General features: G+C 40.3%; 18 protein-coding genes and 1 tRNA gene. 11 read left to right on the top strand and 8 right to left on the bottom strand.

Annotated elements, in window-relative coordinates; genetic code table 11:
• Positions 1-9 precede the first annotated feature (9 nt).
• The 7 genes from L3V41_RS02470 to L3V41_RS02440 all read left to right on the top strand — a co-directional run bounded on the left by L3V41_RS02470 (position 10) and on the right by L3V41_RS02440 (position 6,575).
• A complete protein-coding gene (locus L3V41_RS02470) occupies positions 10-837 on the top strand; it encodes a fimbria/pilus periplasmic chaperone (protein WP_062569680.1) in 828 nt (275 codons plus the stop codon).
• A complete protein-coding gene (locus tag L3V41_RS02465) occupies positions 838-3,831 on the top strand; it encodes a hypothetical protein (protein ID WP_237127111.1) in 2,994 nt (997 codons plus the stop codon).
• Between the two features lie 16 nt (positions 3,832-3,847).
• Positions 3,848-4,447: an SPOR domain-containing protein gene (locus L3V41_RS02460; protein ID WP_062569682.1), complete on the top strand. Its 600-nt coding sequence runs from the start codon at positions 3,848-3,850 to the stop codon at positions 4,445-4,447.
• Between the two features lie 57 nt (positions 4,448-4,504).
• The gene (locus L3V41_RS02455; protein ID WP_062569683.1) at positions 4,505-5,098 is read left to right on the top strand and encodes a FlgO family outer membrane protein; all 594 of its coding nucleotides are present in this window, start codon (positions 4,505-4,507) and stop codon (positions 5,096-5,098) included.
• 12 nt (positions 5,099-5,110) lie between these two features.
• Entirely contained in the window at positions 5,111-5,791 is a 681-nt protein-coding gene (locus tag L3V41_RS02450) for a FlgO family outer membrane protein (protein WP_062569684.1), read from the top strand.
• A 3-nt stretch (positions 5,792-5,794) separates the two neighbouring features.
• Positions 5,795-6,436 carry a FlgO family outer membrane protein gene (locus L3V41_RS02445; RefSeq protein WP_062569685.1) on the top strand — a complete coding sequence of 214 codons (642 nt, stop codon included), beginning with the start codon at positions 5,795-5,797 and terminating at the stop codon, positions 6,434-6,436.
• Positions 6,437-6,500: 64 nt separating this feature from the next.
• Positions 6,501-6,575: transfer RNA gene (locus L3V41_RS02440), tRNA-Arg, on the top strand.
• Between the two features lie 87 nt (positions 6,576-6,662).
• Here L3V41_RS02440 and L3V41_RS02435 read toward each other — a convergent pair.
• The 4 genes from L3V41_RS02435 to L3V41_RS02420 all read right to left on the bottom strand — a co-directional run bounded on the left by L3V41_RS02435 (position 6,663) and on the right by L3V41_RS02420 (position 10,092).
• On the bottom strand, positions 6,663-7,220 hold the full coding sequence (locus L3V41_RS02435; protein WP_237127110.1) for a hypothetical protein: 558 nt from the start codon (positions 7,218-7,220) through the stop codon (positions 6,663-6,665).
• A gap of 229 nt (positions 7,221-7,449) precedes the next feature.
• Positions 7,450-7,680 carry a hypothetical protein gene (locus L3V41_RS02430; protein WP_237127109.1) on the bottom strand — a complete coding sequence of 77 codons (231 nt, stop codon included), beginning with the start codon at positions 7,678-7,680 and terminating at the stop codon, positions 7,450-7,452.
• 21 nt (positions 7,681-7,701) lie between these two features.
• Entirely contained in the window at positions 7,702-9,123 is a 1,422-nt protein-coding gene (gene nhaD, locus L3V41_RS02425) for a sodium:proton antiporter NhaD (protein WP_062570031.1), read from the bottom strand.
• A 240-nt stretch (positions 9,124-9,363) separates the two neighbouring features.
• Complete coding sequence (locus L3V41_RS02420) at positions 9,364-10,092, bottom strand: glutathione peroxidase (RefSeq protein ID WP_062569689.1); 729 nt, start codon at positions 10,090-10,092, stop codon at positions 9,364-9,366.
• 114 nt (positions 10,093-10,206) lie between these two features.
• On the opposite strand from L3V41_RS02420, the gene L3V41_RS02415 reads away from it, so the two are divergent.
• Positions 10,207-11,106, top strand: a complete 900-nt coding sequence (locus L3V41_RS02415; RefSeq protein ID WP_237114315.1) for a LysR substrate-binding domain-containing protein — start codon at positions 10,207-10,209, stop codon at positions 11,104-11,106.
• Here L3V41_RS02415 and L3V41_RS02410 read toward each other — a convergent pair.
• The gene (locus tag L3V41_RS02410; RefSeq protein WP_228074489.1) at positions 11,089-12,246 is read right to left on the bottom strand and encodes a flagellar assembly protein FlgT; all 1,158 of its coding nucleotides are present in this window, start codon (positions 12,244-12,246) and stop codon (positions 11,089-11,091) included. The two genes, L3V41_RS02415 and L3V41_RS02410, sit on opposite strands and share 18 nt — an antisense overlap.
• A 144-nt stretch (positions 12,247-12,390) precedes the next feature.
• Between L3V41_RS02410 and L3V41_RS02405 the strand changes: the two genes are divergently transcribed.
• The 3 genes from L3V41_RS02405 (at position 12,391) to L3V41_RS02395 (ending at position 15,638) form a co-directional block, all read left to right on the top strand.
• Positions 12,391-12,849 (top strand): LPP20 family lipoprotein, encoded by a 459-nt coding sequence (locus tag L3V41_RS02405; RefSeq protein WP_062569692.1) that lies wholly within the window; start codon positions 12,391-12,393, stop codon positions 12,847-12,849.
• A gap of 120 nt (positions 12,850-12,969) precedes the next feature.
• The gene (locus L3V41_RS02400) at positions 12,970-13,677 is read left to right on the top strand and encodes a transglutaminase-like cysteine peptidase (RefSeq protein ID WP_237127108.1); all 708 of its coding nucleotides are present in this window, start codon (positions 12,970-12,972) and stop codon (positions 13,675-13,677) included.
• Positions 13,671-15,638 carry a LapD/MoxY N-terminal periplasmic domain-containing protein gene (locus L3V41_RS02395; RefSeq protein ID WP_237127107.1) on the top strand — a complete coding sequence of 656 codons (1,968 nt, stop codon included), beginning with the start codon at positions 13,671-13,673 and terminating at the stop codon, positions 15,636-15,638. The genes L3V41_RS02400 and L3V41_RS02395 overlap by 7 nt, the downstream gene beginning before the upstream one ends.
• On the opposite strand, the gene L3V41_RS02390 is transcribed toward L3V41_RS02395, so the two are convergent.
• From L3V41_RS02390 to L3V41_RS02380, 3 genes are read right to left on the bottom strand one after another with little or no spacing between them, the layout of a single operon-like run.
• Complete coding sequence (locus L3V41_RS02390; protein WP_062569694.1) at positions 15,635-16,222, bottom strand: response regulator transcription factor; 588 nt, start codon at positions 16,220-16,222, stop codon at positions 15,635-15,637. The two genes, L3V41_RS02395 and L3V41_RS02390, sit on opposite strands and share 4 nt — an antisense overlap.
• Positions 16,223-16,260: 38 nt before the next feature.
• Positions 16,261-17,682 carry an HlyD family type I secretion periplasmic adaptor subunit gene (locus tag L3V41_RS02385; RefSeq protein WP_062569695.1) on the bottom strand — a complete coding sequence of 474 codons (1,422 nt, stop codon included), beginning with the start codon at positions 17,680-17,682 and terminating at the stop codon, positions 16,261-16,263.
• Complete coding sequence (locus L3V41_RS02380) at positions 17,679-19,817, bottom strand: type I secretion system permease/ATPase (protein WP_237114312.1); 2,139 nt, start codon at positions 19,815-19,817, stop codon at positions 17,679-17,681. The genes L3V41_RS02385 and L3V41_RS02380 overlap by 4 nt, the downstream gene beginning before the upstream one ends.

The following is a 19,817-nucleotide window of genomic DNA, read 5'->3' as shown; positions in this document are numbered from 1 at the left end:
TGGAATTTTATGAAGTACAGATACTTTCTATACTGCTTTATTGTTTTACTAACCTTTCATAGTGTTGCTGTATATGCAAACTTATTGATCTCGCCAACACGTATTGCATTTGATGACAGGCAACGAGTCGCTAAAGTTATTGTGGTAAATAACTCTAATGAGAGCAAAACTTACCGCCTTGAATGGCAAGAGAAAGTAGCGAAGCCGCAAGGTGGCTATATAACGCTGACCGACGATCAGGTTAACCCTAATTCACTGGCCAGTATGATGCGTTTGAGTCCTTCTCAGGTGAGATTAGCACCGGGAGAGAGGCAGGTTGTGAAAATAGCCCTTCGTAAAGCTAAAGGCTTGGCAGATAAAGAATATCGTTCTCACTTGGTCTTTAAGGCGTTACCCAATGAACATAAAAGTAATAGTAAAAGCTTTGGTATTCGTTTAGACATGGTTTTAAGTTATTCAATTCCTGTGATCTTAAGACAGGGAACTGCGCTACCTGAGGTTGATATTGCTTCAGTAAAATACTTAACAAATGATGCAAAACCATCACTTGGCATTAGCCTTAATCATTCTGGCGATTATAGTTCATTCGGAAAAGTGGAAGTTTTTCAAACTCTATCAGGAAGTAAAGAAGAGCAAAAAATTGCCATGGTAAATGACTTCAGCATTTATCCTGAGCTTGATAACGTTTCTTTAACTTTGCCCTTATTTGATAATATGAAGCTACAAGAAAATAGCCAAATACGCATCACTTACTCGGGGTTGAAAGAGTATCAAGGGCAAGTTTTTTCGACTAAAACGACGACCTTCACGTCTCAGCATTTTAATTCTTTGCAGTAAATGAAACGTCTCTTATTTTGTCTTTTAATGTTTGCCACTGGCGCCCCCGTCGCAGCTGAAAAAAATTATCAGGCTGTATTTGCTTCATTAAAAAAAATGCAGCAGCAGTTACAACAGTTAAAAGCTTCTGAAAGAGAAAGTGCTGATTCTCAGGCAACAGCAACAGATTTCAATAAAAAAATGAATGGGGAAGGGATCCCTGTAGGGGAGTTGTTGTTTTTTTCAGCTTACTTAAAGCATAACTACTTAGGAGAAGTATTAGCTGTTAAAAGTCAGCAAGGAGTATGGGTCGACTTGCTGAGCTTCTCTGAAACCGTAGAGTTCGTAATTGATGTAAATGGTCATACCGGTATTGCTAAGGGCTGGTTTATTAATCCAGAAAATACCTTTGTGCTTGATACAACAAAAATGACCATAACCGTTAAAGGTCGGACATTTTCAATAGCTCAAGAACAGTTACACGTTGATCAGCAAGATATTTTTGTTGCTTCAACATTACTTGAGCAAGTGTTTGATTTAACAATGGCTGTAGACTACTCAACACTTGAACTTTACATAAACTCTGACGCACGATTACCCATAGAAGCACGCTTAGCTCGGCAGAAAAGAGAGCTAAGCCAAACAGCACGTTACTCTGAGCCGACACTACCGTGGAAAGAAAGCCCATATCAAGCTGTGTCCTCTCCTATGGCAGATATCCAAATTAGCATGACAGCAGATGATCAACAAAGCTCTGCGGGATACTCTATTCTTGGTGCTAATGATCTTGCTTACTTAAATGCTGAATACTACTTTGCGGGTCGTGATGGTGACTTACTTACTGATTCAAGACTCACATTTAGCCGTGAAGACTTAAATTCAGAGCTACTTGGCCCTTTAGCTGCAAATAGAATTGAGTTTGGTGATGTACTGGCAACGCAAATAGGGAACCGTTTTAATAGCAATTATGCTCGCGGTGCAAAAGTAACTAACAAACCGCTATTTAAGCCCGTTAATACTAATCAGGTTAACATCATTGGCAATATCCAACCCGGCTGGGATGTCGAGTTGTATCAAAATGGTGTTTTAATTAATCAGCTACTTAGTCTTAATGACGGTAGGTATATATTTGAAAATGTAGACTTACTGTATGGCGCCAATAACTTTGAGCTTATTTTTTATGGACCGCAAGGTCAAGTGGAGCGAAAGACTGAACAATACTTGATTGATGGCACTAGCTTGTCTGCGGGAGAGTCGTTTTATGAATTCTCAATCACAGAGCAAGGGCACCAGCTATTTAACCAATCGAATTATTATGTTGAAAACCCAGGCTGGCTGTTTTCTGGTCGTTACGATACAGCATTAACAGATAATATCTCAGTGTATGGCGGTATAGCGGGTTTAAAAAGTGAGTATAAAGATGACACTCAAAACCTAGCGATCGGTAGTAATGTGAGCCTTTTTGACCGCCTGTTAATTAACCTAGATTACGAGCAAAACAATGAAGATGAAAGCGAGCTTGAGTTTACCGCAAGAGGGCAAATTGCCGAGCAAGCGTTAAGGTTTCGTGCATCAGAACGAGAGCGTTTAATTAATCGTCAAAGCAGCCAGCAAAGAATGAGTTCATCAAGCAATTATGAATTTAATATCTCTGGAGAGGTCTTTCAAAATCAATACGGTCGACTCAATTACCAAAACAACGCTTATTACACTGATATTGATAGCCGATATGACAGCCTAAAGCTCGAGAATATCATGAACTATGCTTACTCAGGCTTTTCCTTTAATCACCGCTTGAGTTGGCAAAAAGACAGCAGGCTCGATGACTCTATCTTGTTGGGTAACGTTCGACTCCAAGGGCGATTTGGCCAAGTTTTTAGCCGCTTTAGTCTGGATTACAGTATGAGTCCTCAGCACTCTATTCAGTCATATGAGGCCCAATTTAATCGTAGCTTAACATCACAGTTGCAAGGTGAATTGACACTTCGCAACTCGCTTATCGATGATGTAAAGTCAGCGGAGATTGGACTTAATTGGCAATCTGATAGATTTAGCCTAAATAGTAATCTTAACTACGACAGTGAAGATCGTTGGCGAGTAGGGTTATTTAGCCGCTTTAGCCTAGGTTATGCTAGCCAAGGCACTGGTATCTTTTCTAGCAAACGAAGTTTAGCACGCTCAGGTACTCTGATGGCTCACGTTTACTTAGATGCCAATAACAATGGTATCAAGGATGAAAGTGAGCATGGTATTGCAGGTGTTAAAGTCAAAGGTGTGCAAAATTATCGTCAAGCAGTCACTGATGAAAACGGCATCGCATTGCTAACCAGTATGCCTGCGAATAGAACGACCGATATTGTTATTGATCCCGATAGTTTTCCAGACCCATTTTTGGTCGCTGCTAATGATGGTTTTTCTGTTACTCCCAGAGCCGGATTTATAGAATATATTGATATAGCGCTCAACAACAGCAGTGAAGTTGAAGGGGTTGTGTATGTTGCGCAAGATGAAAATATGAAAGTGCAACCGTTTGCGAACATCTCACTCATTGATAAAACAGGGAAAAAGGTGTCGCAAACCCAAGCCGCGTATGATGGCTATTACTTGTTTACAGACCTTCGCCCAGGCGAATATAAAGCAGTGATAGATGATGAATATAAAGACAAAAAATCATTAAAAGATAACCAACATGTGACCCTTAACTTATCAGCTGGTGGCGAAGTTGTTGTTGGCGCTGATCTAGTATTAAAGCCTAAACAAGTAAAAGATGGTTACATTGCTAAGTTAGGGCAGTTTTCATCACTCGCTATCTTAAAAACATATCTTTATCTTGTGAAAAAACCATTATCAGAACTCGCTATTTTAGATCCTTTTTATATCAAAAAAAGTGATAAAGAGTTTGTTCTCTCAGCCGCGTTTTCTGAAACTCAAAGCGATGAACTTACACAAGTTTGCAGCGTATTAAAGAGCTATAAGCTTAACTGTGATGTTGAGCCATATACGGTTAGTTATTAATTTAGGGAAAATTATAATGTTAAAGCGTCATTTTAGTGTTGTTTTACTTTGTTTACTGGCATCTGCGTGTCAATCAACAAATAGCAAACACTCTTCCACACCGCAAAATAGTGTGCAAATTACTCAACAAGAACTCGATAGCTTAAAAGAAAGTGCAGCGCAGTGGCAACAAGCTAAACCTAGCATTGATCGCCTTATCGCAATTGAAAATGATCTAAATCTACTAATTACCCAACTAAATGATCTTGCCAAGTCGCAAACAGAAAACCAAGCTAAAAGCTCACCAGTTAGTGAACAAGTTGTTGAACCTGTTGATGTTAAGAGTAATGCTTATACCGAGCAGCCATTATTTGCCTTACAAGTTGCCTCTGTCACAGAAACAGCGCGATTAACGCGAAGTTTAGAAGAGTTAAAAAGTAAAGCCCCAAGTATGTTTACAGGTCAATTTGCGGTTAACGTTGAGGCTGTTGAAGTTAACAATGTGGTTTATCACCGATTGAAAATAGGCGCTTATAAAGAGAAGCAAATGGCTGAAAAGGATTGCCAGTTATTAAAGCAAAAAGAAGTCAATTGCCTTGTCACCCAATACACCAATAAACCCTTTTCAGGCATGTAAATATTATTAGGCATAATCCTTGCTTGTACATTGCTATGTTCATAGAGGGTGGCAATTATGCGACTTTTACATTGTTTTATATTTTTTATACTGACTGGTTGTAGTCTCACAGAAGAGACAAAACCAGTTGTATCAACCGATGCGCCTACAGCTCGCATGGCAGCATACACTGTTAATCAATATGTTGCAGATTTAAGCAGTCAATTAAGCCGCATTCAAGGCTCTTACAAAGGCAATGCTCGTATTGCTGTAACCAGTTTTTATATGGCTGATGGCTTAGGTACTCGCTTGGCAAGCAATCAAGGCAATGGTTTGAGCCAACAAATCCAAGAGAGTTTAATGACTCAGTTCACACAACTGGGTTTTCATACCATTGAATACCGTTTAGAAAACACTTTAAATTTACAGCCTACGGCCGATAGTATATTAAGTCGTGATGTGAGTAAGTTACGTCAACGTCAGAATATTGACTTTGTCATCACAGGCACATTAACACGGCAACAACATGCCTACATAGTTAATGCGCGCCTAGTTAATACAAAAGATCAGCGAATAGTGTCGGCTGCCAGTACTGAAATTCCTATTAATGTTATGTGGGGAAATGAGAAAGTGCAGCAGCGTGATGGTCAGCTATACCGTAGTGAATATTAAGAGGAATTATCAATGAAACGTTTATTTTTAAGTTTATGCCTTCCTTTAGGCTTTGGTTGTTCTTCGATGCTGACAGCGGATAACGAAAAAACATACAGTGATGAGCCTCAGCTTGTTAGCGCACAGCGTGAAGTTGCTGCGCCGCAAACAAGCACAAGCGTATTTCAAAGCAACCAAGTGGTAATGAACGACAGTACATTTACTGCTGCGCCAACACGAAAGAACATTAATCACTATGTTCGAGGCATCATGCAGGATATGGTTGAAAACCTGCAATACGTTAACGATAAAACACCACTTGCGGTGTCTAGCTTTATATACCTAGACGCTGATTACAATGCAGGTTCATTACTTGGTAATCAAATTGCCGAAAGCTTTATGCACGAATTACATACCTTTGGCGTGCCAGTTATCGACTTTAAAACAACAGATTATATGCGTGTTACCCCCACAGGTGACTTCGTGTTTAGTCGAGACTATTTAGAATTAAGCCAGCAGCAAAACTTTAATTATGTACTGGCAGGCACTTTAGTTAATCACCAAGGTGGTGTGCTTGTGAATGCGCGTATTGTTGGCATTACCAGTAAAGCGGTCGTTGGCTCTGCTCAAGGGTTTATTCCACAGTCGGTTGTTGATGCACTCGACAGTACTAACCGTAGTGACGGTATTATGCTAAAGCAGGCAAGTGAGTAAATTATGAAACGTTTTCTTTCAATCGCTTTATGCTTAGCACTAACAGGTTGTGAAATGCTTGCACAGCAGCCACAGCCAGAGCCAAAAGCGAATACTTCAACAACGCAAATAGATTATGCTGCTTTATTGCAAGAGCAACAAAATCAAGCGCAGCAAGTCAATACGAACGATAGACTATTCGTGCCGTATCAACATCATAAAACACTGGTTAACTATGTTGAGCAAATGGCGTTAGAGTTAGTTGATACAATGCAACAAGAGGCCGAGCTTGGTATCGCAATTACCACATTCGTTGAATTAGATGCCAGCCTTGATACAAGCTCTCAGCTTGGTAACCAGATTGCAGAATCAATGATGTATCAGTTACAAAAGTTCGGCTTTGGTGTGGTTGATTTCAAAGCGATGGATGTGATTAAAGTGACTCCTCGTGGCGATTTTGTCATGACACGTAAAGTGGAAGAGCTAGCAGAGCGTCAAATTGCCAGCCATGTACTTTCGGGCACCTTGATCTACCGTAACACCGGCGTAGAAGTGAATGCCAGAGTGATAAACTTAAATTCAAAACAAGTCACTGCAAGCGCACAAAAGGTCATCCCTTATTTTGTGCTACAAAATGAATCAATTCAAACCGCCAGTATCAAATAAAATTAGCCAAAACTAAAGGCTTGATTATAAAAGGGTTAGCCCGTTATAATTTTCTTAGCTAAGTGGCCTCTTAGTTAAATGGATATAACGGCCCCCTCCTAAGGGGCAGTTACAGGTTCGATTCCTGTAGGGGCTACCAATAAAATCAATGACTACATTCCAGCAGCCTTTCTTTGCAGGCTATTAGAGTAAAATTAAAGCTTAGAAAAAATGGCAATAAATAAGCCTAACACATACCTTCGAATAGTTTTTTATCAATACTTTTAAGCTTGATTGCTTCATATATAGTTAAAAGTATATCTTCATTAATTCGCTCTTCTTTTACACCAACAATAAAGTTTTGGTTCAATATCTTACACCCGTAAACAGGGCCAGAGTAACCTAAACCTGCAAAGTGCACAGCTCTTTTGTTGTCAGGGGTACTTTCTGATACTTCACTAATTGGTTTTCTATCGCCATTGGTACTCACAGAAAAAAACTGAATTTTATCACTTTCTATCCAACCTTCATTCGCATCCATCTGTGTCACAAGTACACCAGATGGGGGAATATCGTATACCCGAGAATCACCTTCATATTTAGGAGGTTCACCATTTGGTGCGTTGAATACAATATATAAAGATCCTATGTATCCTTCTGGTATAAGGTAAATTGTGGGCTCACTTTTTTGTACTTCTGTACAGGAAGATAAAAACGTGATCATGAACCCGATTATTAGGGTTTTAAAAAAGAGAGCACAAAAGGGGACTTTATTGATTTCATACTCTGCTAATTGAAGAGTCATGCGATAATTCCATTTATCAATAAGTTAAAATCCGTTTCGATTAGAGTAACACTGAGCTTGGTTAAAAACAAACCAAAAAAAACCGTGTAGCATCTCGGTAAAGAATGATCAAACTGAATGTAGGCAACTCGCTTAGTTTGTCGTTATATTTACTGAGAAACCTGATGGTGGTATGGCTTTAAACTATTCAAGCAGTATCAACAGCTTGAATAGCTTTAAAGTAACCGGCTTAGTTTGTTACTCTTTCTAATGCACCAGTACGCCTTGGTTCAATGATGATTTTGATATGATCATTGGGTTTGAACAAGGTATCAAACGCCCCTTGTACGCCGTCGGTCCCCGCTTTTCCTGCGCGCATTTTTTTAACGACAAAAACATGACAAATTACGACATGGTAATCTATAGGCGGATAAACCTGTAAGCGCGGCTGTGATTCGTTTTTAAGACAAGCCCTAGGCATATAGCCTAGGGCTTGGTTAACTTAGTTAAAGTAAGACGTGTTTAAATATAAATGGGTGAAAACCCCAGCAAAGTAGCCAAGTAATATTACCGGAGACCATTTTAAATGACTGTTAAAGGTGTAAATACCTCTTGCTTGGCCCATTAATGCAACGCCTGCAGCAGAGCCAATAGACAATAAACTACCGCCAATGCCTGCTGTGAGGGTAATTAAAAGCCATTGCCCATGAGACATGTCTGGCATCATTTGCAACACAGCAAACATAACAGGAATATTATCAACAACAGCAGACATTAACCCTAAGATGATATTTGCTCCTGTTGCTGACCAGTTTGTGTAAAGTAGGTCAGACAAGAGCGCTAAATAACCTATAAAGCCTAAACCACCTACACAGATAACGATGCCATAGAAGAATAATAAGGTATCCCACTCGGCACGAGATACGCGACTAAATACATCAAAAGGAACAACATTACCTAAGCGACTGAGGCGTTCTTTGTCGCCTTCTCGTTCAGCCATGGCACGCTTTCTGGCAAGGGAGCCTGGTAGAGTAACACGAAGAAAATAACCAAAAAATTGTAAGTAACCAAGGCCCATCATCATACCTACAACAGGCGGCAAACCAAAGGCTGTTTTTAGGACGACAGCAGTTAAAATAGTTAGTAAAAATAAGCATAAAATGCGGATAGCACCGCGCTTAAGTTCAACCTCATCATCCACTGTTTTAGGGTGTTTATTATTAATGAAGAAAGACATGACAAACGCGGGAATAATATAGCTAACTAATGCCGGTAAAAATAATACAAAAAATCCGGTGAATTCTATGACATCTGCCTGCCAAACCATCAAGGTGGTAATATCGCCAAAGGGACTAAACGCACCGCCAGCATTAGCAGCAATCACGATATTAATACACGACATAGCAATAAAGCGATTATCATCGGCGGCTACCTTCATAACCACGGCACATAAAAGCAAAGCGGTTGTTAAGTTATCTGCCACAGGAGAGATACAAAAGGCCATTACGCCACTTATCCAAAATAGTTGTTTATAGCTAAAACCTCGTACTACCAGCCAACTACGTAGGCTATCGAATAATCTTCGCTCTTCAAGTGCATTGATATAAGTCATCGCGACTAATAAAAATAGCATTAACTCAGAGAATTCGAGTAAAGCATGACGAAATGCATCGGTACTTAACTCAGACATATTTTGCGCGCTGTACTGCCACGCAATCAGTGTCCAAATAATCCCTGCCGCGACAAGCACGGGTTTTGATTTACGTAAATGGATTTTTTCTTCAAGAATAACTAATACATAGGCAAAGATAAAAATAACGACACAGATGATGCCGACAGGGTGGGTAAGTAGGTCAATGGCACCAACTGATTCAGCTTGTGCATAGCCGCTAAACCCCACTAAGGAAAGTAGAAATCCTAGCATTAGTTTATTCATTTATATGTTCCATTTAGTTCATTTTTAATTTCATCACAAAGACTGTGAATGTAGCTGGCGGCTATTTTAGATTTATTCTGGAATTAATGTAATAAACAAGTAATAAAAATGTAGGTATATTGAATATAAATGGGAGTAATGTTGAATATGCTTGGTGCTAAAGACGTTTTAAGGTTGTTTGTGGAGTACTAAGAGAGCCATATACTAGCCCTCTTAGTGTTAGTTTGTTTATGCGAAGTGTTTCTCTAAATCATCAGAGCCACCAATGTGCTCTCCACCAATAAATACTTGTGGTACCGTTTCGCGGCCAGACATTGCTTTTAAGCTGGTGAGCGATGCGTCTCTTCCTAAAATAATTTCTTCATACACATAACCTTTACTTTCTAACAATGCTTTTGCCTTTGTGCAATATGGGCAGTTAGGCTTGGTAAACAGGCTAACAGGTTTTGGTTTTACTTGCGCTGGGTTAATGTACTCAAGCATGGTATCAGCATCAGAGACTTCAAATGGGTCACCTGGCTTTTGTGGCTCAATAAACATTTTTTCGATAACGCCGTCTTTTACTAACATAGAATAACGCCAGCTACGTTTGCCAAAGCCTAAGTCATTTTTATCGACTAGCATGCCCATACCATCGGTGAATTCGCCGTTACCATCGGGTAGTAGCGTGATATTTTGCGCTTCTTGATTTTGTGCCCATGCGTTCATAACAAAAGTATCGTTAACCGAAATACAAACGATGTCATCGACACCATTTTGCTTAAATACCGGCGCAAGTTCGTTATAGCGTGGTAGGTGTGTTGATGAACAAGTTGGTGTAAATGCGCCAGGTAATGCAAACAGTACAACAGTTTTACCTTTGAAAATATCATCACTGGTTAGTGATTGCCATTGCTCATCAATGCGTGTTGCGAATGTAACGTTAGGGACTTTTTGACCTTCAATATTGTTTAACATAGTTTAATTCCTCTTGATTAGTTGAGTGTTATTATGGGGTTATATAGATAATAGTTCCAATCGTTTGTTTTTATTACTATGATAGTTAAAAGCTATTGATTGTTGGTAAGTACTATGAACTTAAAAGACTTGGAATATGTTAAAGCGGTGGCTCAGTTTAAGCACTTTCGAAAGGCTGCTGATGCCTGTTATGTGAGCCAACCAACCTTGAGTGGTCAAGTTAAAAAGCTTGAACAAGAGCTTGGGGTAACTATTTTTGATCGCTCCACTAAACAAGTGACAGTGACTGTACAAGGTCAACGGTTACTTGAACAAATTAACGTAATCCTTGAGCAAACCCAAGTATTAAAGGAAATTGCCGCAAGCTCGCATGATCCCCTTAAAGGTAAAATAAACGTAGGTATTATTCCCACTATTGCACCTTACTTATTGCCAACCTTGCTCACATCAATGAAGCAAGCCTTTAACGAAACTCATTTTTCATTTATTGAAATGCAAACCGCGCAAACACTTATCGCCCTTGATAACGGAGAAATCGATATTGCAATTGTCGCTGATGTGCCAGACCTCGCTAATTACCATGTATCAGCATTATACAAAGAAGACTTTTTAGTGGCTGTATCTGAGCAGCATGCATTAGCTAATAAAGAGAAAGTTGCACTTACTCAGCTAAGTGATTGTGACTTACTTATGTTAAACGAAGGGCATTGCTTTAAAGAACAAGCCGAGCAATTTTGCTTTTCGGCAGGGGTTGAAGTCTCAAACCAATACAAGGGCAATAGTATCGAAACCCTACTTGCTTTGGTCGCGATGGATGATGGTATTACATTTGTTCCCAAACTTGCTTGCACAACACGAGAGGGAATTAATTATGTGGCCATAACACCTAATCAACAACGGCAAGTTGTTATTGCAACCCGTAAGCATTACCCACATATTGCGGGAGTAGAGCAATTAGCCGCTTGGCTAAATGCTCATAAAGGGTTACAGCAACATTTACTCGCCAGCAGCTAATTCAACAATATCGTTTATTTGAATGTTAGGTAATGGCTGCTCATCAATACTCATGGCAACAGCCGACTGCTGATAGAGTTGGGTAATTTTCACTTGATTAAGGGTGGTGATCTTATGTGGCAGTTTATTACCTTGCGCATCTGTCATGTAGTTGTGATGAGCAATATTTAATAACTCCCCTTGCTGTAAACCATGCGCTTTACCTAGGTTGATTATTAATTTGCCATTTTCAATATGCAAAATTTTGCCTTGTGTAGGTAAACAAGCCATAGCCGCTTGCAAGTCATAGGTGAGGGTTTGGTTTACCTCACTGATGGCTTGACCATAATCGGTCTCCCAAAAGCGGTCGCTATACACATCAATGATGTCGGTTTTTTTGTATGGCCAAATTCCCTCAGTTTGGTAACTTTTCTGCCATAGCTTTTCGTAAGTGGTGCCATCAAATAAAACATAATCGGCTTTGTAAGCACGCTTAAAGCTATCATCTTGCCAAAATGCATAATCGTTATTGAGTTTACGGTTTACCGATAAATCGCGGATACGACTGAGTAATACATATTGTGAGTTACTACGACTGGTTATCTCTTCGAGTAATGCATCGCTGTAGTCATACTGTTGGGTGAAAAAATGATCCACGCGCAACGGCACATTGTAATAGGCTGTCGGTTTTGCGGCCATTTGCGTATTACTCAAGCGAGTATAAAGCTGTTCACTAATGGCTTTATTGACGTCAAAAATTTGGCCCATTCTCGCTTGCTCTCTGTTGGCCAACTGACTTTGTGTTATTGCGATGAATTTAGCATACTTATTTGCAGGGCATTCTTCAGCTTCTGGAAAAATATCTAAGCGAAGTGTAATTGCATAGGTATCGTTATGACGATCTTCGCTAATAAGCTCTATTTTTTGGATCTCACCATGGCTACTAATTTTAAGCTGATCTTGCGTCAAAACTCCGTCTACCAGGGTTTGTACAGAGCTAACACGCGCCCCAGAAAACACTAATGCTTGGGTTATCGCATCTTTCATTGCGGCAGATTTGGCCTGACTTGTATCACCATCTTTAATCGCTGCATGGCCTGTAGATTCAAACCATTGAGCTAAACTATTGTTAGAAAAAACAAGAGTAAAGGCCAGCCCCATGCTGTATAAACTCGTTTTTAATAGACACTTCATGCAAATACCTAGCGACACTGTTCATTGATACCAAGTACTCAGCAAGTAATGTACCAGATTGGCACTAAACGTGCATATTTGTAGAAAATGAGTTTTTAACGGAAACAAGTTATGCGAGCAATGTTAGTTTGTGGCCTAGCAGCCTGTATTGCACTAAGTGGTTGCAGTAGTATTTTTGATAAACACGTCGAGTACACTTATATCGAGCCTGATGACTACCCGATTTTAAAAGCTGTTGGTTATGCACCCATTAGTGCTCAACCAAGTGATAACAAATCACAACGAACTTTACTTGCGATTAAAGCCTCAAAACTTGAAGCATATCGTGAGTTAGCTGAACAGGTTTATGGGCAAAAGATTTCCGCAGGGACGACGGTACAAAACAGCATTGCACATAACGATCAGCTACAAAGCAAAGTGCAGGGTGTTATCAAAGGTGCTCAGGTCATTAAAACGTATGCGGTGGGCGACACTTACGCCACGGAGTTACAACTGGACATGAAACGAGTACATGACTTATATATTGGTGAAATTAAACCGCGTGAAGTAAAAAAAGTGACTTATTATTAAGTACTAAATTCTCATAGTTGCAGCTTGGGTGCTATGCTTTTAAGACTGTTAGTTTTAACAAAAGCATAATGGCATTAACATATCATTTTAACCAAGCTTTTCTCCTTTTAGGTATTGTCTATGCTGTTTAGAGCATATGCGATTGCCTTAAATCAAACTTGGCGAACTCATGCCTGCTGGTTAACCGTTGTCATTATTCTATGTTTAAGTCATTCTGCAATAGCTGATCGCTTAGTTATTGAATTTACCACTTTTATTCAACAGATGCAGCAGCGTTTCGGTGCCAATAGGGTCACTGTTGCAAGGCAGTGGCAAGGGATGTTGCAGCAGGCTTCTAATTTACCCGAACAACAACAGGTACTTGTTGTTAACGAGTTTTTTGCCCGTAGTCTGCGTTATCAAACTGATATTCAATTATGGAAGCAAGAAGACTATTGGGCGACCCCTCTTGAAACGCTTGGAAAAGGGCTAGGTGATTGTGAAGATTACGCAATTGCCAAGTATATAAGCCTAAGAGCACTTGGAGTGAGTGACGATAAATTACGGCTTATCTATGTAAAAGCTCAACTAGCTGGTACGCGAAAAACACAAGCGCACATGGTGCTTGGCTACTTTACACACCCGAATGCACAACCACTTATTTTAGACAGTTTAATTGTTAAGGTACTGCCTGCTGCTAAGCGGACCGATCTTAGCCCTGTTTTTAGCTTTAACAGCAAAGGCTTGTGGGCCAATAATTCAACAAAGAGTGTGGCCGATCCGACTGCTAGGCTATCACGGTGGCGTTATATATTAGAGCAATCACGCAAAGAAGGAGTGCGATGGTGAAGGTATTTAATTTATTCAGACTCAAACGAAATAAAACCATTACCTTAAAGCAAGAGCTATGGATTGCTATTTTGCTATTAATCATTATTGGTTTTGTGAGTAGTTTATTGATCAGTACTAATTCTGCAAAAGAGTACTTTACGACTGAGTTGCGAATGAAAAATATAGATAATGCTAACTCACTCGCCTTGATGTTGAGTCAAATGAGTAAAGACCCTGTTGAAATAGAGCTTTTAGTCTCTGCCTCATTTGATACTGGTTATTACCATCGAATTGAGCTACGAGACCCACATGGTAAAACAATAATTAAACGCCTTTATACGGGTGAGCTTACTTTAAACGCACCGAGTTGGTTTAGGCATTTTTATAAGTTAGAGGTTGCGCCGGGCGTTGCTCAAGTGAGTGATGGCTGGCAACAATTTGGTACTTTGTATGTTGAAAGCCATAGCCAGTATACGCAAGATGCACTGTGGCAAAGTGCTGTCCATTTATTCTTTAGCTTTTTAGTTGTTGCAGTGGCGGCTTGTATTGCAGGGGCTTATTTTCTATCTAAAATTCTGAGTCCACTCAATGATGTAATGAAACAAGCGGTGGCATTAAGTGAAAAACGCTTTATAAAGTCAAAAGTACCGCGCACCTACGAGTTTGCTAAGCTTGTGTCATCTATGAATTTGTTGTCGACACGTTTTAATCGCATTACCAAAGAAGATAATCGTCGCTTAGAAGAAATTCGTTTTAAAAGTCAACACGATGACTTAACAGGCCTTGCTAATCGAGAGTACTTTAATGCAACTCTTGATACCTTTTTAGAAAACTCACAAGGGCATGGGGGGCTCTTTTTATTCAGAGTGATAAATTTGGATGCATTAACAGAAGAAGTTGGCCGCGTTGAAATGGTGGACTTTTTACGTCGTTTTTCAGAATCATTAGTCTCTTTTTTAGAATCGAATGAAGATAGCTTTAGGCAAAGCCAAATTGCACGTATGTCCCATGTCGATTTTTTAGTGTTATTTAGCGATGTGAGTAATCTCGCAGCCTTGAGCGAGCAGATTTTAAAGTCTCATGAGCAACTTGTTGCAGAGCATAAATCAGTAGCGCTTGCGGTATCACACAGTTGTACACACATTGAAGTTGATGACACCCGTGCCACGCTTTTAAAACGAGTCGATCAGTGCTTGAAGGTTGCCGTAGCAAAACCGGGTTGCAGTGTTTATGTAGATGAAAAACAACAAACGCAAGACAATCATAATGATATTGATACTTGGCGAGAAAGATTAGAATTTGCGCTGAAAGAAAATCAATTAGAAATCGCGTTATTCCCCGTAACAACCTTTGATGAGCGCTTAATACAGCAGCAAATTTCTTTAAGTGTATTAATTGAAGGCGAAAAATATCGCTTTGGCTTTTACTTCCAATGGGCGCAGCGTTTGCATTTATTAGCTCGCCTTGATTGGAGTTTAATGAAACTAATGATTAACGAGTATGGCCAGATTCAAGGGGATACGCTTTTAGGAATGGAAGTTTCAGCTGAAACTTTACAAGATGATATGGCGGTGGCGTCCATTTTAACAGGGTTATCTGCGTATCCTGCACTTGCTAAGCGTATATGCTTTGAGGTGCGAGCAAATTTCGCAATTAAAGAGTTTGCCTTGTTTCGAAGCTTTTGTTCACAAGTTCATAGTATAGGCGCTAAAGTTGCGCTTAAGCGTGTGGGGGCTGAGTTTACTAAATTAAATAAAATCCAAGAGCTTGGCTTAGAGTTAATAAAAATAGACAGTGTTTATTGCCATAACATAAGCTTTAATGAAGATAACCAAAGTTTTCTTCGCGGTGTGTGTTCACTTGCGCACTCTTTAGGCATTAAAGTGGTGGCAGAAGGGGTTAAAAGCCCAAGTGATCAAACGATACTGAAGGGGTTAGGTTTTGATGGGCTTGTGGCGGTTGAAGGTAAAAAAGATTAGTGACCTTTAACCGCTAACATTAACTGCATGCGGTCCCGCACATGCAGTTTATTGAAAATAGAACTCATATGTTCTTTTACGGTGCGTTCTGTGATATTTAACTTTTGTGCGACCTGCTTATTTGTTGCACCCGTGACAACTTCATCAACGACTTGTTTTTCTCGATTTGTTAGGCATGTTAAATCGCAATTGTGTTGGTAGTGAATTTGCTGATTAGACAGCACCCCAACTAAGTTTGATAACAGTTGCCCAGGTAGCCAAATACCTCCTTTACTCACTGTTTCAGCAACTTGCTCAATAATTGCTTTACTGGCATAGGCTTCGATATAGCCACGAGCACCGCACTCTAAGGCTTTACACAGCTGAGAAATGTTAAGCTCTGTTGTCATCACAATCACAGGAATTCTTTGCTCAGTGAGTTTCGATAGAATATTGAGCCAATCAGGTGTCTCTGCAAGTAGCCAAATTAGGCTATCAGCCATTAACCGTTTAGGCACTGATGTTTGTACGCTACAGTCAGCAAATGCAGATTGCCAATGTGGAGATACAAGTTCATCTTGTGTGATAAAAACACTTCTGCGCATAGTTACTCCATTACACTGGCGTGAAGGGCATTCATAGTTTACCTCTCGGTCATGGCTAATGAGGTTGCTCTTAAAATGGGTTTAAACAAATACTCAAGCACGGTTTTTTTTCCGGTAATAATATCGACCTGAGTTGTCATGCCTGGGATAATCGTTAGGTTGTCGGCAAAGTGGTTTCGGTTCGTTTTCAATTGCACTAAATAAAAAGTGTTATCTCTTTCATCGGTAATAGTATCAGCACTGATGTGGGTTACCTGAGCTTCAAGGCCGCCATAAATTGCAAAGTCATAAGCACTGAACTTGATCATAGCCTCTTGTCCTGGCTGCAAAAACGCAATATCTTTTGGTAAGATTTTCGCTTCAACAACGAGCTGGTCATCTAAGGGAATAATTTCCACAGCATCACTACCAGGTTGTAAAATGCCGCCAACTGTATTTACTAATAAGCGTTGAACGGTCCCATTGACGGGGGAGCGGATCTCCGTTTGCGTAACCTTATCTGCCAGCCCTGACTCTGTTTCTTTAATGGCATCAAGGCGAAGAAGTGCTTCTGAAAGCTCATTACTCCAACGGTTGATCATCGCAAGCTCTACTTCAGTCACTTTATTTTTTGCTTCGTTGATGGCAGATAGGCTTCGGTTTATTGCTGCTTTTGTTCGGTTTATCTCACCTGTGTGCTCTACAACTTGGCGCTCCAAACGAATTATATCGATATCAGATACGGCACCTGAACGGAGTAATGGCCGTGTCACAGAAAGTTCTCTGTTCGCTAAACTGAGAGAGTTAGTGTGTTGTTGCAGTGCGGCTCTCGCTTCGGCATAGTCTTGGCGACGCTGCTCTAGTTGGCGCTTATGGATTGTAACTTGTTGTGTCAGCTCTTGATTACTGCTCTCAAACATAGCCTGTTCGTGTGCAACGGCATCCGGCGCTTTTTCGATTAAGTCGGGAGTAAACTCAAGTGGCTTTTTTTTAGTGAGCGCTTTAAGTCGCTCAACTTTCGCTGTTAGAGATAAAATTTTTGCTTGGTTTTCTCTAAATGAAGAGATAAAGCGAGTTGGATCTATCTTCACCAATACATCACCCGCATTGACGATTTGTCCTTCTCGAACAAAAATTTGCTCTATCATGCCACCGTCGTATGATTGTACAACTTGTAATTTATGAGAGGGGATCACTCTGCCTTCACCCCGTGCAACTTCATCTAAATGGGCAAATGCTGACCAAACAAGTAAGGCGACGATAGTTAAGCAAATTAAATACAATAATACTCTGGCACTGGCTGGCTGTTGTTGCATTTTCTCCCATTGCGCGTCAACAACCCAATCTTGAGTATTCGGCGGTGATAACCAACGAGAAAACAAATATGAAAATATAGATGGACGCTTTGCTTTTTGCTTATCCATCGCTTTATTCAAACGTTCGAATGAGCGTTGTTCAATTGGTAAGTCTTTTTTACTCATGATACTTTTCCAACCGTATGAGTCGACAAAGCAGATAAAACGTGGGATTTAGGTCCATCGGCTACAACTTTACCGTTATCTAATACGATGACCCGATCAACAAGCTCTAGTAGTGATGTTCTATGTGTAACAACAATGAGAGTCTTTTCTTGGCAGCTACGTTTTATGTTATTAATGATCTTAGATTCACTATTATGATCCAGTGCTGAGGTAGGCTCATCCATTAATAAAATGGGTGGATTATTTAGCAAGGCTCTTGCGATCCCCACCGCTTGGCGTTGACCACCAGAGAGTAGGCGACCCTGTTCACCTACTTGCATATCAAATCCGTCAGGGTGTGAATTAATTAACTCAAATAACTGGCTTTGCTGGCACGCAGATAAAATTTGCTCGTCTTTTGCATGCCATGCACTTAGCGTTATATTGTCTTTTAAGGTACCAAAGAATAGTGAAATTGTTTGGGGAACATACCCAATATTATGACGAAGCTCTGCAGGGTCAATTTGGTGAATGTCATTGTTATCAATTAAAATTGATCCAGAATTGGGTTCGTAAAGACCTAAAATAAGTTTTTCTACAGTGCTTTTTCCTGAGCCATTACGCCCTAAAATAGCGACTTTTTCACCTGCCTTTATTTTGAAACTTACACCGCATAACGCTTCATTGCTTTCATCTGAGTATTTGAATCGCACATCGTTAAACTCAATATCTCCGAGTAACACAGGGTGGCTTAGCCAGTGTTTACCAGGGGGGCGTTCGACTTCTTTTTCCATTATTTCATTTAATGAATGCATAGCAATTGCTGCATGATGGAACTGGGCAAGTACCGCCGCAGATTGGCTAATGGGTGCCATAGTTCGAGACGACAATAAATAGGCTGCAATTAGCCCGCCTTGAGTTAAGTCGCCTTCTATAATGAGATGCACACCGATCATCATGATCACCACACCGACACATTGCTGTACCCACGCGCCTGCATTGCTGATTGAAGATGAAATGAGGCGACTTTGAGCATTAACTCGAGCAATGTAAATTGTTGATTTTTCCCAATTAGATTGAGTTTTACATTCACTGTGAAAGCTTTTTACATCTTCAATGTTTGTTAAACTTTCTACTAAGACGGCATTTCGCATTGAACTGGCTTTCATTGTTTGCTCAGATAAGCTCTCAAGCTTTCTGTGTGCTGCTAATGCATAGCTCAGCAAAAGTACTGCGCCGATGATAATTGGCAGGCTAAGCTCTACCCCAATAATGGCAATAACAACAAGAAATAAAAGCACGAAGGGAAGATCAACGAGCGCAATTAAAGTGATCGAGCTAAAAAAGCTGCGAACGGCCTCGAAAGACTGAATATTACTCGCAAAGGAACCGGCTGATGCAGGGCGATTCTTTAGTTTCATACCCAAAACTCGCTCCATGATTACCGCCGACACTTTTACATCAATTCTACTTGCAGCAAGCTCGACAAAATAACTGCGCACTAATCTTAGTATGAAATCTGCGGTCAGAGCCAGCAGCACACCGATTGCTAACACCCACAGTGTTTCTGTCGCATGGTTTGGTACAACACGGTCGTAGACGTTCATCACAAACAGTGGCATAGCAATAGAAAGTACACCAAGTGCAATCGCGGAAACAATGACATCTTTATAAAGGGTTCGGCATTCTTTTATTACACCCCAAAACCAGCCATCTTTTGATAGCTTTTGCAGTACCGGTGAGCGTGCATCGAAGGCAAATTCAGGTTGTGCATAAATGACCATACCCGAACTTGTTTCATTCAATTCATCAAGGCTTATCGTGACGGCAGAATCACTTAATTCTGGGTAGATGACTTGTGCGGTATTATCTGTCAGGTTCAGCTTAGTGATAACACATGCTTGATTGTTCTGTAAGATTAATACAGCGGGTAATAAAGCCACATTGAGATCGCAAAGTGCTTTATGAACAACTTTGGTTTTAAAGCCTATCCGTTTCGCTGCCCGTGAAAACCCTGAGGGGTTTAGCAAACCATTTTCAAGAGGAAGGCCGCTCAATAGCGTTTCTCTCGAAAATTCGCGATCATGATAACGACATAAAATCTCTAGGCAATCAACAAGACTACCACCATGGTTGAGTGCGTCATTTTCTTGCAT

It is taken from the genome of Pseudoalteromonas sp. L21 (genome assembly GCF_021728035.1).
Taxonomy (GTDB): Bacteria; Pseudomonadota; Gammaproteobacteria; order Enterobacterales; family Alteromonadaceae; genus Pseudoalteromonas; species Pseudoalteromonas arabiensis.
The sequence above is the reverse complement of the archived record's forward strand: the minus strand, read 5'-3'. Positions and strand labels throughout refer to the sequence as shown.

Bases quoted from the DNA above. Each gene is read 5' to 3' on its own strand.
- L3V41_RS02470 (WP_062569680.1), top strand. From the start codon at position 10: ATGAAGTACAGATACTTTCTATACTGCTTTATTGTTTTACTAACCTTT.
- L3V41_RS02465 (WP_237127111.1), top strand. From the start codon at position 838: ATGAAACGTCTCTTATTTTGTCTTTTAATGTTTGCCACTGGCGCCCCC.
- L3V41_RS02460 (WP_062569682.1), top strand. From the start codon at position 3,848: ATGTTAAAGCGTCATTTTAGTGTTGTTTTACTTTGTTTACTGGCATCT.
- L3V41_RS02455 (WP_062569683.1), top strand. From the start codon at position 4,505: ATGCGACTTTTACATTGTTTTATATTTTTTATACTGACTGGTTGTAGT.
- L3V41_RS02450 (WP_062569684.1), top strand. From the start codon at position 5,111: ATGAAACGTTTATTTTTAAGTTTATGCCTTCCTTTAGGCTTTGGTTGT.
- L3V41_RS02445 (WP_062569685.1), top strand. From the start codon at position 5,795: ATGAAACGTTTTCTTTCAATCGCTTTATGCTTAGCACTAACAGGTTGT.
- L3V41_RS02435 (WP_237127110.1), bottom strand. From the start codon at position 7,220: ATGACTCTTCAATTAGCAGAGTATGAAATCAATAAAGTCCCCTTTTGT.
- L3V41_RS02430 (WP_237127109.1), bottom strand. From the start codon at position 7,680: ATGCCTAGGGCTTGTCTTAAAAACGAATCACAGCCGCGCTTACAGGTT.
- nhaD (WP_062570031.1), bottom strand. From the start codon at position 9,123: ATGCTAGGATTTCTACTTTCCTTAGTGGGGTTTAGCGGCTATGCACAA.
- L3V41_RS02420 (WP_062569689.1), bottom strand. From the start codon at position 10,092: ATGTTAAACAATATTGAAGGTCAAAAAGTCCCTAACGTTACATTCGCA.
- L3V41_RS02415 (WP_237114315.1), top strand. From the start codon at position 10,207: ATGAACTTAAAAGACTTGGAATATGTTAAAGCGGTGGCTCAGTTTAAG.
- L3V41_RS02410 (WP_228074489.1), bottom strand. From the start codon at position 12,246: ATGGGGCTGGCCTTTACTCTTGTTTTTTCTAACAATAGTTTAGCTCAA.
- L3V41_RS02405 (WP_062569692.1), top strand. From the start codon at position 12,391: ATGCGAGCAATGTTAGTTTGTGGCCTAGCAGCCTGTATTGCACTAAGT.
- L3V41_RS02400 (WP_237127108.1), top strand. From the start codon at position 12,970: ATGCTGTTTAGAGCATATGCGATTGCCTTAAATCAAACTTGGCGAACT.
- L3V41_RS02395 (WP_237127107.1), top strand. From the start codon at position 13,671: ATGGTGAAGGTATTTAATTTATTCAGACTCAAACGAAATAAAACCATT.
- L3V41_RS02390 (WP_062569694.1), bottom strand. From the start codon at position 16,222: ATGCGCAGAAGTGTTTTTATCACACAAGATGAACTTGTATCTCCACAT.
- L3V41_RS02385 (WP_062569695.1), bottom strand. From the start codon at position 17,682: ATGAGTAAAAAAGACTTACCAATTGAACAACGCTCATTCGAACGTTTG.
- L3V41_RS02380 (WP_237114312.1), bottom strand. From the start codon at position 19,817: ATGCAAGAAAATGACGCACTCAACCATGGTGGTAGTCTTGTTGATTGC.